12 protein-coding genes and 1 pseudogene are annotated in these 15788 nt (G+C 66.0%); 8 read left to right on the forward strand and 5 right to left on the reverse strand.

From position 1 onward, the window contains the following. The first annotated feature begins 8 nt into the window (after positions 1-8). From lon to ACILR9_RS20755, 3 genes are all read left to right on the forward strand, one after another. Positions 9-2327, forward strand: a complete 2319-nt coding sequence (gene lon / locus ACILR9_RS20745; RefSeq protein WP_395711902.1) for an endopeptidase La — start codon at positions 9-11, stop codon at positions 2325-2327. Between the two features lie 196 nt (positions 2328-2523). Then, entirely contained in the window at positions 2524-4218 is a 1695-nt protein-coding gene (locus ACILR9_RS20750; RefSeq protein ID WP_395711865.1) for a long-chain-fatty-acid--CoA ligase, read from the forward strand. A 95-nt stretch (positions 4219-4313) separates the two neighbouring features. Beyond that, a complete protein-coding gene (locus tag ACILR9_RS20755; RefSeq protein WP_395711866.1) occupies positions 4314-4742 on the forward strand; it encodes a hypothetical protein in 429 nt (142 codons plus the stop codon). 43 nt (positions 4743-4785) lie between these two features. Here ACILR9_RS20755 and ACILR9_RS20760 read toward each other — a convergent pair whose 3' ends face one another. Next, positions 4786-6264 carry an aldehyde dehydrogenase gene (locus ACILR9_RS20760; RefSeq protein WP_395711867.1) on the reverse strand — a complete coding sequence of 493 codons (1479 nt, stop codon included), beginning with the start codon at positions 6262-6264 and terminating at the stop codon, positions 4786-4788. A 218-nt stretch (positions 6265-6482) separates the two neighbouring features. Between ACILR9_RS20760 and ACILR9_RS20765 the strand changes: the two genes are divergently transcribed. From ACILR9_RS20765 to ACILR9_RS20775, 3 genes are all read left to right on the forward strand, one after another. Then, on the forward strand, positions 6483-6788 hold the full coding sequence (locus tag ACILR9_RS20765; RefSeq protein WP_395711868.1) for a helix-turn-helix domain-containing protein: 306 nt from the start codon (positions 6483-6485) through the stop codon (positions 6786-6788). Then, positions 6785-7765 carry a fumarylacetoacetate hydrolase family protein gene (locus ACILR9_RS20770; protein WP_395711869.1) on the forward strand — a complete coding sequence of 327 codons (981 nt, stop codon included), beginning with the start codon at positions 6785-6787 and terminating at the stop codon, positions 7763-7765. Before ACILR9_RS20765 ends, ACILR9_RS20770 begins: the two co-directional genes overlap by 4 nt. Before the next feature lie 77 nt (positions 7766-7842). Further along, positions 7843-8334: a GAF domain-containing protein gene (locus tag ACILR9_RS20775; RefSeq protein WP_395711870.1), complete on the forward strand. Its 492-nt coding sequence runs from the start codon at positions 7843-7845 to the stop codon at positions 8332-8334. Here ACILR9_RS20775 and ACILR9_RS20780 read toward each other — a convergent pair. Further along, a complete protein-coding gene (locus ACILR9_RS20780; protein ID WP_395711871.1) occupies positions 8316-8762 on the reverse strand; it encodes a M24 family metallopeptidase in 447 nt (148 codons plus the stop codon). The two genes, ACILR9_RS20775 and ACILR9_RS20780, sit on opposite strands and share 19 nt — an antisense overlap. Positions 8763-9089: 327 nt before the next feature. Between ACILR9_RS20780 and ACILR9_RS20785 the strand changes: the two genes are divergently transcribed. Beyond that, positions 9090-9977 (forward strand): ABC transporter substrate-binding protein, encoded by an 888-nt coding sequence (locus ACILR9_RS20785; RefSeq protein WP_395711872.1) that lies wholly within the window; start codon positions 9090-9092, stop codon positions 9975-9977. Between the two features lie 81 nt (positions 9978-10058). Here the strand turns inward: ACILR9_RS20785 and ACILR9_RS20790 are convergent, their stop codons facing one another. Both ACILR9_RS20790 and ACILR9_RS20795 read right to left on the reverse strand, forming a co-directional pair. Beyond that, positions 10059-11543: an aldehyde dehydrogenase gene (locus ACILR9_RS20790; protein ID WP_395711873.1), complete on the reverse strand. Its 1485-nt coding sequence runs from the start codon at positions 11541-11543 to the stop codon at positions 10059-10061. A gap of 617 nt (positions 11544-12160) precedes the next feature. Next, on the reverse strand, positions 12161-13234 hold the full coding sequence (locus ACILR9_RS20795; RefSeq protein WP_395711874.1) for a substrate-binding domain-containing protein: 1074 nt from the start codon (positions 13232-13234) through the stop codon (positions 12161-12163). 178 nt (positions 13235-13412) lie between these two features. Between ACILR9_RS20795 and ACILR9_RS20800 the strand changes: the two genes are divergently transcribed. Then, positions 13413-14867, forward strand: coding sequence for an aldehyde dehydrogenase family protein (locus ACILR9_RS20800; RefSeq protein ID WP_395711875.1), 1455 nt, complete (start codon positions 13413-13415; stop codon positions 14865-14867). 72 nt (positions 14868-14939) lie between these two features. On the opposite strand, the pseudogene ACILR9_RS20805 reads toward ACILR9_RS20800, so the two are convergent. Next, positions 14940-15781 (reverse strand): annotated as a pseudogene (locus ACILR9_RS20805) (cytochrome c biogenesis protein CcdA). Positions 15782-15788 lie beyond the last annotated feature (7 nt).

A 15788-nucleotide genomic window follows, 5' to 3' on the forward strand; every position in this document is an offset into this window, starting at 1 on the left:
ACCAGGCGATGAAGCCGCTGCCGACCGACGCCCTGATCGTCGTGCCGGTGCGCAACATGGTTCTGTTTCCCGAGATCGTGCTGCCGATCACGCTCGGCCGGCCGGCCTCGATCGCGGCCGCCCAGCAGGCGGTGCGCGAGCAACGCCAGATCCTGCTTGTGCTGCAGCGCGACCCCGAAAAGGACGATGCCGGGCCGGATGACCTCTATCGCATCGGCACCGTGGCCAATATCGGCCGGTATGTGACCAGCCCGGAAGGCGGCCATCACCTGATCTGCCAGGGCGTGCAGCGCTACAGCATCTCGGAATTCGTCACCGGGTATCCGTTCCTCCTGGCTCGCGGCATCCACGTTCCGGAGCCGACGACCACGGGACCCGAGATCGAAGCCCGCATGGTCCTGCTGCAGGAGCAGATCCGTGACGTGCTCGACCTGTTGCCGCGCGTGCCGCCGGAGCTGCGCCAAACCATCGAGGCGACGACGTCGCCCGGCCTGCTGGCCGATCTCGCGGTGACCTATCTCGACGCCGCGCCGGCCGAGAAGATGGAGATCCTCGCCACCATCGACCTGGGGCCGCGGATGGAGAAGGTCTCCAGCCTGCTGGCGCGCCGGCTCGAGGTTCTGCGCCTGTCGGCCGAGATCGGAGCGCGCACCAAGCAGTCGCTCGATTCGCGCCAGCGCGAGGTCCTGCTGCGCGAGCAGATGGCCGCCATCCAGCGCGAGCTGGGCGAGGACGGCTCCAACAAGGCCGAGCTCGCCAACCTCGAGAAGGCGATCGTCGAGGCCAGGATGCCGGCCGAGGTCGAGGCGGCAGCGCGCAAGGAGCTGCGCCGCCTGCAGCGCACGCCCGAGGCCGCCGCCGAGTACGGCATGATCCGCACCTACCTCGACACTCTGCTCGAGCTGCCGTGGGCGCCGCCGGAGCACAAGGACATCGACATCGCCGAGGCGCGCCGCATCCTCGACGCCGACCATTATGGCCTGGAGAAGATCAAGAAGCGCATCGTCGAGTACCTCGCGGTGCGCAAGCTGGCACCCGAGGGCAAGGCGCCGATCCTGTGCTTCGTCGGGCCGCCCGGCGTCGGCAAGACGTCGCTCGGCCAGTCGATCGCGCGCGCCATGGGGCGCAAGTTCTCGCGCGTCAGCCTGGGCGGCGTGCACGACGAGGCCGAGATCCGCGGCCATCGCCGGACCTATATCGGCGCCCTGCCGGGCACCATCATCCAGGCGATCCGCAAGGCCGGCGCGCGCGACTGCGTGATGATGCTCGACGAGATCGACAAGATGGGCACCGGCATCCACGGCGATCCCGCCGCGGCCATGCTGGAGGTCCTCGATCCCGAGCAGAACGGCACGTTCCGCGACAACTATCTCGACGTGCCGTTCGACCTCAGCCGCGTGGTGTTTATCTGCACCGCCAACATGCTCGAGACCGTTCCTGGCCCGCTGCGCGACCGCATGGAGATCGTGGCCCTGTCGGGCTACACTGCGGGCGAGAAGCTCGAGATCGCGCGACGCTACCTGGTGCGGCGCCAGCTCGAGGCCAACGGCCTCACGTCGGATCAGGTGGAGATCGACGATGCGGCGCTGCGCGGCATCATCGACGGCTACACGCGCGAGGCGGGCGTGCGCAATCTCGAGCGCGAGATCGGACGCGCCCTGCGCAGCGTCGCGGTCGAGTTCGCCGAAGGGGCAACGGAGAAGAAGCATATCGCCGTCGCCGACCTCGAGCGGGTGCTGGGGCCGGTGCGCTTCGAGAACGAGATCGCCATGCGGTCCAGCGTGCCCGGCGTGGCCACCGGGCTGGCCTGGACGCCGGTCGGCGGTGACATCCTGTTCATCGAGGCGACGCGCTCGCCGGGAAGCGGCCGCTTGCTCCTGACCGGCCAGTTGGGCGAGGTGATGCGCGAGAGCGCGCAGGCCGCGCTCAGCCTGATCAAGAGCAACACCTCCGCGCTCGGCATCGAGGCCGGCGCCCTCGAGAAGACCGACATCCATGTCCATGTGCCCGCCGGGGCGACACCCAAGGACGGTCCGAGCGCCGGCGTGGCCATGTACATGGCGCTCGCCTCGCTGCTGACCGGCCGCACCGTGCGCAACGACACCGCGATGACCGGCGAGATCAGCCTGCGCGGCCTGGTGCTGCCGGTCGGCGGCATCAAGGAGAAGGTGGTGGCGGCGGCCGCCGCCGGCATCACCCGCGTGATGCTGCCGGCGCGCAACCGTCGCGACTTCGACGACATCCCGGAAGAGGTGCGCAACAGCCTCGAGTTCGTCTGGCTGCAGAAGGTCGAGGACGCCGTGGCGCAGGGGTTGCAGGCGGCTTAGCAGATTTCCTCCCCACGCTTTTGCGTGGGGAGGTGTCCGCGTCATACGCGGACGGAGGGGTCATGGTCACGATCTTCCGGACCGTGGGCGAGCGAGACGCTCACGGTCCGGAAGACCATGACCCCTCCGTCGCCGCATGACGGCGACACCTCCCCAGCGAAGCTGGGGAGGAAAGCAAAAGCGGGAAGAAACACGTATGGATCGTTTCTGGCTCAAGAGCTATCCGCCGGGTGTCCCGGCGGACATCGATCCCTCGGTCTATCCGACCATCGTCTCGCTGCTCGAGGAGAGCTTCGACAGGTTCCGTGACCGCAAGGCCTATGTCTGCCAGGACAAGGCCATCACCTTCGGCGAGCTCGACACGCTCTCCAAGGCGCTGTCGGCGTGGCTGCAGGGCAGGGGCCTGAAGAAGGGTGCGCGCGTCGCGATCATGATGCCCAACGTGCTGCAGTATCCGGTCGCCGTAGCGGCCGTGCTGCGGGCGGGCTTCGTCGCCGTCAACGTCAACCCGCTCTACACGGCGCGCGAGCTCGAGCATCAGCTGGGCGACTCGGGCGCCGAAGCGGTGATCGTGCTGGAGAACTTCGCCGGCACCCTGCAGCAGGCGCTGGACCGCGGAAAGCATCCGATAAAGCACGTCGTCGTCGCCGCGATGGGCGACCTGCTGGGCTTCCCGAAAGGGCTGATCGTCAACTTCGTTGTCCGCACGGTGCGCAAGATGGTGCCGGCCTGGTCGCTGCCCGGGCACACGCCCTTCAAGGACGCGATCTCCACCGGCCGATCGTCGGCCTATGCGCGGCCGGCGCTCCAGCCCGAGGACGTCGCGGTGCTGCAATACACCGGCGGCACGACCGGCGTGGCCAAGGGTGCGACGCTGCTCCATCGCACCATCGTCGCCAACCTGCTCGCCTCGGAGGCCTGGATGCAGCCCGGCCTCAGGCGCAAGCAGCTCAGCGGGCAGTTCACCATCGTCTGCGCACTGCCGCTCTATCACGTCTTCGCGTTCATCACCTGCGGCCTGCTCGGCTTGCGCACCGGCGCACTCAATATCCTGATCCCCAACCCGCGCGACATGAAGGGCACGGTGGCCGAGCTCGCCAAGTACCGCATCAACATCTTCCCGGGGGTCAACACCCTGTTCAACGGCCTCGCCAGCCAGCCCGACTTCGCGAAGCTCGATTTCTCGCAGCTCGCCATCTCCAACGGCGGCGGCATGGCGGTGCAGGAGGCGGTGGCCAAGAAATGGCTGGCGATCACCGGCTGCCCGATCTGCGAAGGGTACGGTCTCAGCGAGACCTCGGCGGGAGTGACCTGCAACCCGACCGACTCGGAAGTCTATACCGGCTCGATCGGACTGCCGCTGCCCAATGTCGAGATCCGCATCCTCGACGAGCAGGGCAGGGATGTGCCGATGGGCGAGGCCGGCGAGATCGCCATCCGCGGCCCGCAGGTCATGCAGGGCTACTGGCAGCGGCCGGACGAGACGGCGCTGGTCATGACGCCGGACGGCTTCTTCAAGTCGGGTGACGTCGGCGAGATGGATGCGAGCGGCTACATACGCATCGTCGATCGCAAGAAGGACATGATCGTCGTCTCGGGCTTCAAGGTGTTCCCCAACGAAATCGAGTCGGTGGTCGCCAGCCATCCTGGCGTGCTCGAATGCGCCGCCGTCGGCGTGCCCGACAAGGCCTCGGGCGAGGCGGTCATGCTGTTCGTGGTGAAGAAGGATGCGGCGCTGACCAGGGAGAGCCTGGCAGCCTACTGTGCTCAGCAATTGACCGGCTACAAGCGGCCGAAAATCATCGAGTTCCGGGACGATCTGCCCAAGACCAATGTCGGCAAGATCCTGCGCCGCGAGCTGCGCGACAGCGTCCTGAAGAAAGCCGCCTGATCGCTGCACGCCGCGTGCGGTGGTGGGCCTCTTTTGCCCCGTGGCCGCAATCCGCTATGATACGGCCGCATTTTGCAGCGGGGGACAGTGGATTGATGGAAGCGAGAGTTCTGATGGCTGCGGCGCTGGCTGGCTTGGCGCTGACGGCATGCGATCCGCTGCCGCGTCCCGACTATGTCGATGTCAAGCAGCCGGCGTCCTACCGCGTCGAGGCAGGCGGCACGCGCATCGACAACGCCAACTACAAGCTCGACAACCAGGGCTACCGCCTGGACGACCAGGGCGAGCGGGTCGGCATGGTCGACGTGCCCGAGAAGACCGAGGGCGACAATTCCAACGCCGTCGCCGGCTATTACATCAGCACCACCGGTCAGATGGCGCCCGGCCGCGTCGCCTCGACCAGCGACATCGTGCCGACAGTGAGCAACGAGCCGCTGCCCTCGCAGATGCCGCAGCAGACCCCGATCACGCCGACCCCGGGCAACGTTCCCCCGCCGCCGGGCTACGGCACGCCGGGGAGGTAGTTCTCTTACTCCTCCCCAGCGCAGCTGGGGAGGAGAATGACACTCACCGCATCACGAACGGGTTGGCGGGCGAGCCCTCCGCCATCGAGATCCATACGCTCTTGGTCTCGAGGTACTCGCGGATCGCCTCGAGGCCGCTCTCGCGGCCGATGCCCGAGTGCTTCATGCCGCCGAACGGCATCATGTAGCTGATCGCCCGATAGGTGTTCACCCAGACCGTGCCGGCCTTGAGAGCCGCCGTCATGCGCAGCGCCCGGTTCATGTCCTTGGTCCAGACGCCGGCGGCCAGGCCGTAGATCGTGTCGTTGGCAAGCTTGATCGCTTCCGCCTCGTCCTCGAAGCCGATAATCGACAGGACGGGGCCGAAGACCTCCTCGCGGGCGATGCGCATGTCGGGCTTCACGTCGGTGAAGATGGTCGGCTCGACGAACTGGCCGCCCGGCAGGTCGGCCGCTGTCGCCGCGCCGCCGCCCAGGATGCAGCGCGCGCCTTCCGCCTTGGCGATCTCCATGTAGTCCAGGATCTTGCGGTACTGCGGCGCCGTCGTGACCGGGCCGATGTTGGTGTCCGCCTTCATCGGGTCGCCCTTGCGGGCGGTGCGGCCGAGCTCGGCGACCGTCTTGCTGAACTCCGCGCGGATCGAGTTCTGCACCAGGAGTCGGGAGCCCGCGATGCAGGTCTGCCCGGTGGCGGCGAAGATGCCGGAGATCGCGCCTGATGCGGCGGCGCCGAGGTCGCAATCCTCGAACACGATGTTGGGCGACTTGCCGCCGAGCTCGAGCGAGACGCGCTTCAAGGTCTTGGCCGCCTGGGCATAGATCTTCGCCCCGGTCGAATCGGAGCCGGTGAAAGTGATCTTGGCGACGCCGGGGTGGTCGACCAGCGCCGCGCCCGCCTCCTGGCCGTAACCGGTGACGACGTTGAACACCCCGTCGGGAAAGCCGGCCTCCTTGGTCAAGGCCGCGAACTCGAGGGTCGAGGCCGAAGCGAATTCGGAGGGCTTCACCACCACCGAGCAGCCGGCGGCGATCGCCGGCGCGCACTTCCAGGCGACGAACAGCAGGGGCGAATTCCACGCCGTCAGAGCCGCCACGACGCCCATCGGCTCGTGCCGCGTGAAGGCGAAGGTGTCGGGCTTGTCGATCGGCACGACGGCACCCTCGATCTTGTCCGCCAGCCCGCCGAAATAGCGCCACCACTCGGGGTGATAGACGAGCTGGCCGCGCATCTCGGCCAGGAGCTTGCCGTTGTCCCTGACCTCGACCTCGGCCAGGCGATCGATATTGGCCGTGACCAGGTCGGCCAGCTTCAGCATCAACCTGCCGCGGGCCGAGGGAGTCATCTTCGACCACGGCCCCTGCATGGCCTGCGCCGCCGCGCTGACCGCCCGGTCGACGTCGCGCGCGCAGCCCTGCGGGATGCGGGCCCAGGCCTCGCCGCGATAGGGATCCATGCTGTCGATCCACTTTCCGCCGAGCGGATCGACATATTGGCCGCCGATAAAGTGCTGATAGGTCTTCAAGGTCGCCTCCCGAGAGCTGCAGGTCTGGTCAGTCGCCACTCTAGCCGTGTCCTGCCGGGCTTGCATCGGACCGTGGCATTGGACCTGCCATGCTCGATCGTTATAGTATGCGAGATATAACGAGGAAGGAGCGCGGCGCGCGCTGTTGGGATGTCACACGCCGGTCGAAGGGACCTCCCTTAGGACTGATCGATGGCAGGTCGAGTTGCAGGTTCGAGATGATGCAATCACAGGCCGAATTGAGCAGGAACGCCAAGCAGGTGCGGGGGCTCGTGCGGGCATTCTCCATGCTCGAGGTCATTGCCTGCAGCCCGAGGGGCATCAGCTTGCGTGACCTCAGCCGGCTCGTCGGGCTGCACAAGAGCACTGCATTGCGCATGCTGCGAACGATGGCGACGCTGGGCTACGTCGCGCAAACCGGAGAGGCCAAGCTCTATCGCATCGGCGATCGTCTGTCCGGTATTGCGGCGGGACATCCCGGAGAGCAGCGCGCGAGATCTGAAAAGACGAGGAGGTTGACTTGAAACTCTTATCCTTCGACTTCAACGGGACCCCTCACGTCGGCGTCACCGCGCCGGAGGGGATCGTCGACCTCACCCGCGCCATGGAAAGGACCCATCCGGACGTCAAGGAAAGCCGGTCCCTGCTTGCCATCATACAGTCTGGGATCGACATCGACACGATCGGCGAGCGAAGCCTCGCGCAATTGCGCAATTCCGGCGTGCTCGGCGACTATCTGGTCGCCAATCCGAGCTGGCTTCCGCCGATCCTGCGGCCGCCGAAGATCCTGGCGCTTGCCCTGAATTATCAGGAGCACATCGACGAGAGCAATCTCGCCTTCTTCAACGAGCCGATCGTCTTCGCCAAGTACGGCTGCAACATGATCAGCCATGAGGCTGAGATCGAGCTGCCGCCGTTTCCGCAGAAGGTCGACGAGGAGCACGAGCTTGCGCTCGTGGTCGGGCGCAACTGCCGGCACATCCTGCCGTCGCAGGCCGCGGGCCACATCTTCGGCTGGACCATCGTGAACGACGTCTCGGCGCGCGACCGCCAGCGCGAGCGGCTGAAGATGGGCCAGCCCTACGCCTATGCCAAGAACTTCGCGAGCTTCTGCCCGATCGGGCCCTGGGTGGTCACCACGAAGGAGATCGCCGATCCCTGCAACCTCGACATGGCGGTGCGCATCAACGGCAAGGTGACGCGCAGCGGCAACAGCTCGAAGATGATCTTCAATCCGTACCAGGTGCTCGCCTACTGCTCCGACTATACGTTGATGGAAGCCGGCGACGTGATCTCGCTCGGCACCTTCGCCGGCGACAAGCAACTCGCCGCCGGCGACACGGTGGAGCTCGAGGTCGCGGGGATCGGCGTGCTGCGCAATCGCGTCGTCGCGGCGCGACAAGAATGGCGCAACTTCGCGGCCGGCGTGGCCACGGGGCCGCTGGTCAAGGAGACTCCAGAAGCGGGACGAGAGAAGGCTGCTGAGCTCGAGCGGACCTGATGCAATTGCATCCTCGCAGTGTCAAGCAGATGATCGATCGTCCGCCGCCAAGGCGGCGAACCGATGCGGAAGCCCGGATGCACGAGATCAAGGCCATCGACGATGTCGCCAAGCCCGCCTTCTACGGCGAGCTTTGTCGCCAATTGGAAGCGCTGCTCCAGGGCGAGCACGATCCGATCGCCAATGCGGCCAATACGTCGGCGCTGCTGTTCCATCTGATGCCCGAGCTCAACTGGGCGGGTTTCTACTTCCTGAACGGCGGCGAGCTCGTCCTTGGTCCTTTCCAGGGCAAGCCGGCCTGCGTGCGGATTGCCGTCGGTCAGGGAGTCTGCGGCACCGCCGTCGCGCGGCAGCAATCCATCGTCGTTCCCGACGTCCATGCCTTTCCCGGGCACATCGCGTGCGATGCTGCGTCGCGCTCGGAGCTCGTGGTACCGCTATTGTCCGGGCAGGCCATTCTCGGCGTCATCGATCTCGACAGTCCGCTGCCCGGCCGCTTCGATGACGACGACCGCGTCGGTATCGAGCGTGTCGCTGCACTTTACACGGGCTATAGCAGGCGCTCGTAAAAGCCCCCGAACGTGCGGTCCTTGTCGACCAGGTGAACTTCCAGGATCCAGTGCCGCGCCTGGTCCAGCCCGTCAGGCTCGCTCATCGGCCGCGGATTGCGCGGGCTGATGCGGTTCAGTTCCTTGTCGCCCGGCAATCGGGCGTGGGGAAACTCGCCGACCACGTGCCCGGCGATGCTGCCGCCGAAGCGCCAGCCGGCCTCGGCAGCCTGCCGGCTGACGAAGTCATAGAGCGCCGCGCCTGTTATGTCGGGCGTCGAGTGAAAGTGTGCCTGGCCGATTCCGAAGATGCGCTCGAGGTTGGCGATCAGTCTCGCCTTGGCCGGATCGTTCCCCATGAGATAGGTGCGACCGACGTCGCCTTCCCATTCACCAAAGACCGGGCCCAGATCGACGTAGACCGTGTCGTTCGCAGCGATTGTGCGCACCGGCGGATTGTCGATGGCCGTGGTGAGCGTGTTGGCCCGGCGCGCACGATGCGCTTGTGCCAGTGCTTCTCGACGCCGAAGCGCTCCCTGGCAAGCGCGTAGATGTCATCCTCGATGTCCCGCTCTCGGCGGCCGGGCACGACGAGCCGTGCGGCTTCGATCGCGTCGAACAGGGCGACCGCGCGCTCTTCGGCGGCGATGAGCGCGGCGCGTCGCCTGCTCTCGAGGAGCTCTTGCTCCGGTGCTGTCTGGCCCGTTCTTGGCGGGTAGGCGGATTTCGTTATGTCCAATAGACTATAGCGTATCTATTGCAAGCGAGGTTCCGGCATGACGCGCATCAACATCGAGTTCACTTTGTTCTCGGCCTTCTACTCGCCACTCATTTCGGCGATGTCCAGCGGCTTCCTGAAGGCTGAAGGCCTGGACGCCGAATGGACTGTCTCGCCTCCCGGCGTCTCCGCGGTCAAGGCATTGGAGGAAGGCCGGGCCGACGTCATCCAGTCCGCTCCAAGCCAGGCCTTCGCCTCCTTGGCCAAGGGCGAGACGCCAACGGCAGTTCATTTTGCCCAGATCAACGAGATGGACGGGTTCTACATCACGGGGCGGGCTGCCGATCCGGACTTTGACTGGAAGGGGCTCGAAGGGTCCGAAGTGATCCTCTTCGGAAGCGGCCAGCCTCTCGCGATGTTCAAGTATGCCTGCCACAAGGCAGGAATCGATTTCGCCAAGCTCAAGGTCATCAACGTCGGCGGCGCCGAGGACATGGACAAGGCGTTTCGCGCCGGCAAAGGACAATACGTCCAGCAGCAGGGGCCGTTTCCACAGCAACTGGAGGCGGATGGGGTTGGCCACATTGTCGCGCAGTGCGGCCCGAAGATCGGACCTGTCGCCTTTTCGAGCCTCGCGGCGAAGCGGGAATGGCTGCAGACCGACATGGCCAAGGCGTTCATGCGCGCCTACACCAAAACGCGTGTCTACATGCTGGCAACGCCGGCAATCGAGATTGCCAAGGCGGAGAAGTCGTTCTTCCCGTCGATCGACGTCGATGTCCTGGCGCGATGCATCGCGAGCTATCAGCAGCTGGGCTGCTGGACGCGCCATGTCGAGATCACGCCGCAGGCGTTCGAGGTGGCGCTCGATGTCTTCGAGTATTTCGGCTCACTCAAGCAGCGATATGCGTACGATCAAGCCTGCACGCGGCCTCCCGCAGGATGATGCACGCTCGGCACCGGCAGCCGGCGGGACGGAATGGTAGCGGCCGTCCCGCCGGATCCTGGGATCGTACGGCCCTCGCTCTCAGACGACGCGCCCGGCGCTCGCGGGCATTTCATCCAGGATGAGGGTCTTGGTCTCGAGGAACGGCAGCAAGCCTTCCTTGCCGCCTTCGCGGCCAATGCCGGATTGCTTGAAGCCGCCGAACGCGATGCTGAAATCCGTGCGGAACGAGTTGTGCCCGACGGTGCCCGACCGCAACTGCCGTGCGGTCGCATAGGCCCGGTCGATATCGTTGGTGAACACCGACGCGTTCAGCCCGTAGGCGGTGTCGTTCGCGATCTGCACGGCATTCGTCTCGTCCGCCGCCGGAATCACAGAGAGCACCGGCCCGAATATCTCCTCGCGCGCGATGGTCGAGTGGTTGTCGACATTGCCGAACACCGTCGGCTCGATGAAGTAGCCGCGGTTGAGATGCGCCGGTCGGCCGCCGCCCGTGGCCAGGGTGGCGCCCTCGGCCTTGCCCTTCTCGATATATCCTTCGACGCGGTCGCGCTGGCGGCTCATCGCCAACGGTCCCATCTCGGTCGCCGCGTCGAACGGGTTGCCCACCTTCACCTTGCTGAACGACGCGCTCAGCGCGTCGACCATGGCGTCATGCCGCTTCTGCGGCACGACGATCCGGGTGAGCGACGAGCAGACCTGGCCGGTCAGGAAGGTGGCCCGGCTGGCGATGGTCTTGGCCGCCGTCTCGATGTCGTAGTCGTCGAGGATCACCGCGGCCGACTTGCCGCCGAGCTCCAGGGTGCAGCGCGCGATGCGGTCGCCGCAGATCGAGGCGATGCGTCGGCCCGCCGCGGTAGATCCGGTGAACGTGATCTTGTCCACATCGGGGTGGCGGACCAGCAACTCGGAGACTTGTCGATCAGCCGTGAGAATGTTCAGCACGCCCGGCGGCAAGCCGATCTTCTCGCACACCTCGGCGATCATATAGGCGGCGCCCGGCGCCTCGGGGGAGGCCTTGACGATGATCGTGCAGCCGGCAAGCAGCGCCGGCGCGCACTTGTAGGCGATGAGGCCGGGCGGGCCGTTCCAGGGAATGATCGCGCCCACCACCCCGACCGGCTCGCGCACGAGCAGCCCGACGTTGCCGCCGGCACCCGGCTTGTGGCGCTCCTGGAAGGGATAGGTCTCGGCCAGGTCGGCATAGTAGCCATAGGTCCCGCTCAAAGCCCCTGACCGGGCCTTGGCGACGCTGTGCAGCAGGCCGGACTCAGCCGTCCAGATCAGCGCGCTCTCCTCGGCCCGCTTGTCGAGCTCGACGCCGATGGCCCTGATGTAGACGGCCCGTTCGCTGTGCGTCATGCGCGGCCAGGGGCCATGATCGAAGGCGTTGCGCGCCGCGGCAACCGCCCGGTTGATGTCGGCCTCCTGGGCTTCGGCAACGCTTGCGAACGGCTCCTCGGTCCCCGAGTTCAGCACGTTGATCTTCGCCGTGCTCGAAGGCTTGGTCCACTTGCCGTCGATGAAGAAGCAATCCGGATGCTTGATCGGTGCCTGTACGCTCATGGCGCTACCCTCCGCTGATTGGAAAACGATCGGTGTGAAGACCCTTACGCATGGCGGCCCGTGCCAACCCGCGACCGGCCGCGGTCGTTATGTCTGATCAAATATAGCGTGTTAGGTGGCCTGAGGGAAAGGCGGAGCTTTTCCGGCATCGGTGACAGGATCGTCACATTGAGCGAGTTCCTCGGACATCCAGGCAATGAAGGCGCGGCCGGCCCGGGAAGTGGCGCGTTCGGACGCCGGTAGGGCGGCGAGTCCTTCGGGGAAGGGCGTGAAGCCGCAGGGCGCCACCAAGCCTGATCGCGCGTTGGCGATCACGCTCGGGATGGGTGTGGCGGTCCCAGGCGAGATTGCTGGACGAGGGCGCTCGCCTTGCCAATTCAGCCTGGAGCTTCGTCGACCGAGGGACCAGTGACGGCTACATCGCCCATTTGCGTCGCGACCTCGAGGACGGGACGTGGGACGCGCGATACGGCTATCTGCGCACCCAGCCCGAGTATGAGGGCTCCCTGCAGATGTACGTGGCTTGAGGCGTCGGTCGCGACCAGGGGCACTTCGCAGGCCGATCGGCCGATTCGCAGCGGCGAGACTCGTCGTCGCTTCCTGCGGCGGGGCAAGCTCTACGATTGGCGGAATACCTCGTTCACCGTCTTCACGGCGCCGGCATCCTTGATCCGGTAACCTGGCAGGCGGGAGATGGCCGTCCGGAACTCCTCTCCTTCCATGATCGCCAGGACGCGCTTCATCGGCTCCAGCTCGAGCAGCTGGCGTCGACAGACGAAAAAATAGTCCTCGGTGACGAGGCGAACGAAATCGAGATCGAACTGGCGTGCCGCGGCCTCGACGCCGAAGGTGACATCGGCCATGTCGCTGGCGACGTAGGCGGCAACAGCGGCATGGGTGAACTCGATGCGTTCGTAGCCGTTGACCTGCGAGCCATCGAGCCGGTGCTGGGCAAGCAGCTGTTCGAACAGCAGGCGGGTGCCGGAGTCTGGATCGCGATTGACGAACCGTACCGACGGGTCGAGCAGGCGCTGCAGCGAGGTGATGCGGAGCGGGTTGCCGGGCTTGACCATCAAGCCCATCTCGCGCGTCACGAAACTGATGACGCGGTGCAGGCTCGGTGTCAGCCAGCCTTTGGATGCGGCGATGCTCCGTTGACGCAGGGCACCGATCGGCAGGTGCATGCCCGCCAGGTCGCATCCGTCATGGGCGAGCGAGACCAGCGAGTTCTGGTTGCTGACGTACCTGAGGTCGACGCCGATATCGGCCTCGCGGCTCAGCAGCTCCCGCAGCTTGGACACTGCGAAACCGTGGCTCGCGTGGACCCGGATGATGGCCGGTCCGTGCGGCAGGAGCTGATTGATCTCGGTTTCGAGCTCCTGGGCCAGATTCTGCAGTTGCGGCCCCAGGCGTGCCTCGAGACGCTGACCCGCCCAGACGAGACGGGCACCGAACACGGTCAGGGTCGTCCCGCGCCCCTGTCGACGCTCGACCAGGGGGACACCGAAGAACTCCGACCATTTCTCGATCAGGTTCCAGGCATGGCGGTAGGACATCTGCGCCCGATCGGCCGCCTGGGTGATCTTTCCCGTCACCCGGATCTCGTTGAGGAAATCGAGCATCACCAGGATCGAGCGGCCGTCGGCGTCGTGTCGGAACCGCCAGGTCGGCGTGATCTCGATGCGGATCAAGGCAGGCCTATCGACAGATATGCACTCGAGTACATAATTCGGATGCTCCAACCCAGCTTCGGATAGGCAACTCATCTCATATTTTGTGATGCGCCAACACTGCCCATATTGCCGGCGACTGTCTGGCCCACTGATGGCTCAGATATGAATCAATATGCATATGTTGTGAGGTTGGGTCATGCCGTTCGATTTCCTCCAGCACACGCAGTATCTGCTGATTGGCGGGAAGCGGGTGCCTGCGGCGTCCGGCCGTAGCTTCGAAACACTCGATCCGGCGACCGAGCAGGTCATTACCCGTGTGGCTCAAGCCGACGCAGCGGATGTCGATGCAGCAGTCCGATCGGCAAGAGCCGCGCTCGACGGTCCATGGGGCCGCATGCGGGCGGCGGACCGCGGTCAGGCTTTGCTGAGATGGGCGGAACTCATCCGCCGCGACGCCGATGCGCTGGTCGAGCTGGAGAGCCTGGACTCGGGAAAGCCCGTCTCGGCCATTCGCCGTCAGGACCTGCCTGCGGTTCTCGACACGCTTGCCTACTATGCCGGCTGGGCCGACAAGATCAACGGACAGGTCGTTCCGGCGCGGCCCGACGCGTTGACCTACACCGTGCGTGAGCCGGTCGGGGTGGTGGGCGCCATCGTACCCTGGAACTTCCCGTTGATGATCGGCATGTGGAAGATCGCTCCGGCATTGGCCTGCGGTTGCACGGTCGTGCTCAAGCCCGCCGAGCTGACGCCGCTGACGGCCCTGCGCCTTGGCGAGCTCGCCCTGGAAGCCGGCCTGCCGCCGGGCGTGCTGAATGTCGTGCCCGGTTTCGGCAAGACGGCAGGCGCGGCGCTGGTCGATCACCCGGAGGTCGACAAGGTGACGTTCACCGGCTCGCCAGGCGTCGGCCGGCAGATCCTGCAGGGGGCCGCGGGCAACCTGAAGCGTGTCACGCTTGAGCTGGGCGGCAAGTCGGCCAACATCATCTTCCCTGATGCCGATCTCGACGCGGCGACCAGGGCGGCGGCATCGGCGATCTTCTTCAATGCTGGCCAGGTATGCTCCGCCGGATCGAGGATTCTCGTCCACGAGTCGATCTACGACCGGGTGGTCGAACGGGTGGCGGCCCGTGCGGCCCTGGTGCGCCTCGGCGATCCGCGCGATGTCGCAACCTCGATGGGGCCCGTCATCTCGGCGGGCCAGATGAAGCGGGTGCTCGACTACATCGAGATCGGCAGGCAGGAGGGCGCGCAAATCGTCACTGGCGGCGTACGGCGTGGCCGAACAGGGTTCTTTGTCGAGCCGACCGTGCTGACCGATGTCGATCATGCCATGCGCATTTCCCAGGAGGAGATCTTCGGACCGGTCGCTGCGGTCATCCGATTCAAGGACGAGGAGGAGGCGATAAGGCTCGCCAACGGAACCAGGTATGGCCTCGCGGCCGGCGTATGGACGGCTGACATCACCCGTGGCCACCGCTTCGTCCGGCGCCTGAAGGTCGGCACGGTCTGGGTCAACACGTTCGGTCCGACCGACATTCGCCTTCCCTGGGGCGGTGCGCGGGATTCGGGCTTTGGCCGCGAGCATGGCGAAAGCGCCATCGAGAATTTCACCGAGCCCAAGGCGGTCTGGATCAACACCGGCCCCTGACGCAGCGTCGCGACGTGCGGTAGACGACCCGGCATCGTCGGCTCGTTGCCTTGGACCGCGCGTCGAGCGCCCTCAGCCGAACGTGAAGGCGAACGCCTGTACGCCAGGGTCGAGGAATTGGATCTCGAAGGTGCGTTCCTTGACCGGACCGCATTGACGGATGAGCTGGTAGAGACGCTGCTCGACCACGGTGCCTTGACCCGCATTGTCGGTGTCGACGCCGTGATCCTCGCCCGGCGGCTTGCCGTCGATCAGGAGGCGAAATCGCGCCGGCTTGCCATCGCTGCCCGGGCCCAGCACGAGGTGCAGGTCGCGGGCGTGGAAGCGGAAATCGATGCTGCCGCCGGCAATGCCCAGGCTTGCCTTCTCGTGCTCGACCTTCCACATGCCGTTCAGCGCCCACTGGTTGAGGCGGAGATCGGATGGCAGGGCATAGCGATGGTCGACGTCCTGCACGATGCCGCCGGGCGAGGAAAAATTCTCCGACCGCATGAAGCCGAGGTGCACGGCGCCCACAGCAGGCTGGTCGCGATGCCGAGCACGAACGAGGACAGGGTGCTCGGCTGGCGGCCACCGTTGGCCGTGGCCGACGCCGACAGGCGCGCGCCGATGGCGACGAGCGGTCGCGCCAGCCGATCGGCCAACGATTGAAACAGCAATGTGGCACCAAGCAGGGCCAGGATTGCGATAGCGGCTGCGCGGCCGTACTCGTTGGCGTCGACGGCCCAGCCGCCGCCGACCGCCGCGAGGGTGGCGACCCCGGCAAAGGTGACGGCCATTCCGAGCAACATCGGCAAGCCGCTTCTGGCGAAGGGCTGGTCGGCCCGCGCGAACACGAAGGGCAGCACTGGCAGGATGCACGGGCTGACGATCGTCAGCACGCCGCCGAGATAGGACAAGACGAACAGGATCATGGGATGG

This window comes from Reyranella sp. (assembly GCF_044224635.1).
In the GTDB taxonomy this organism is placed as follows: domain Bacteria; phylum Pseudomonadota; class Alphaproteobacteria; order Reyranellales; family Reyranellaceae; genus Reyranella.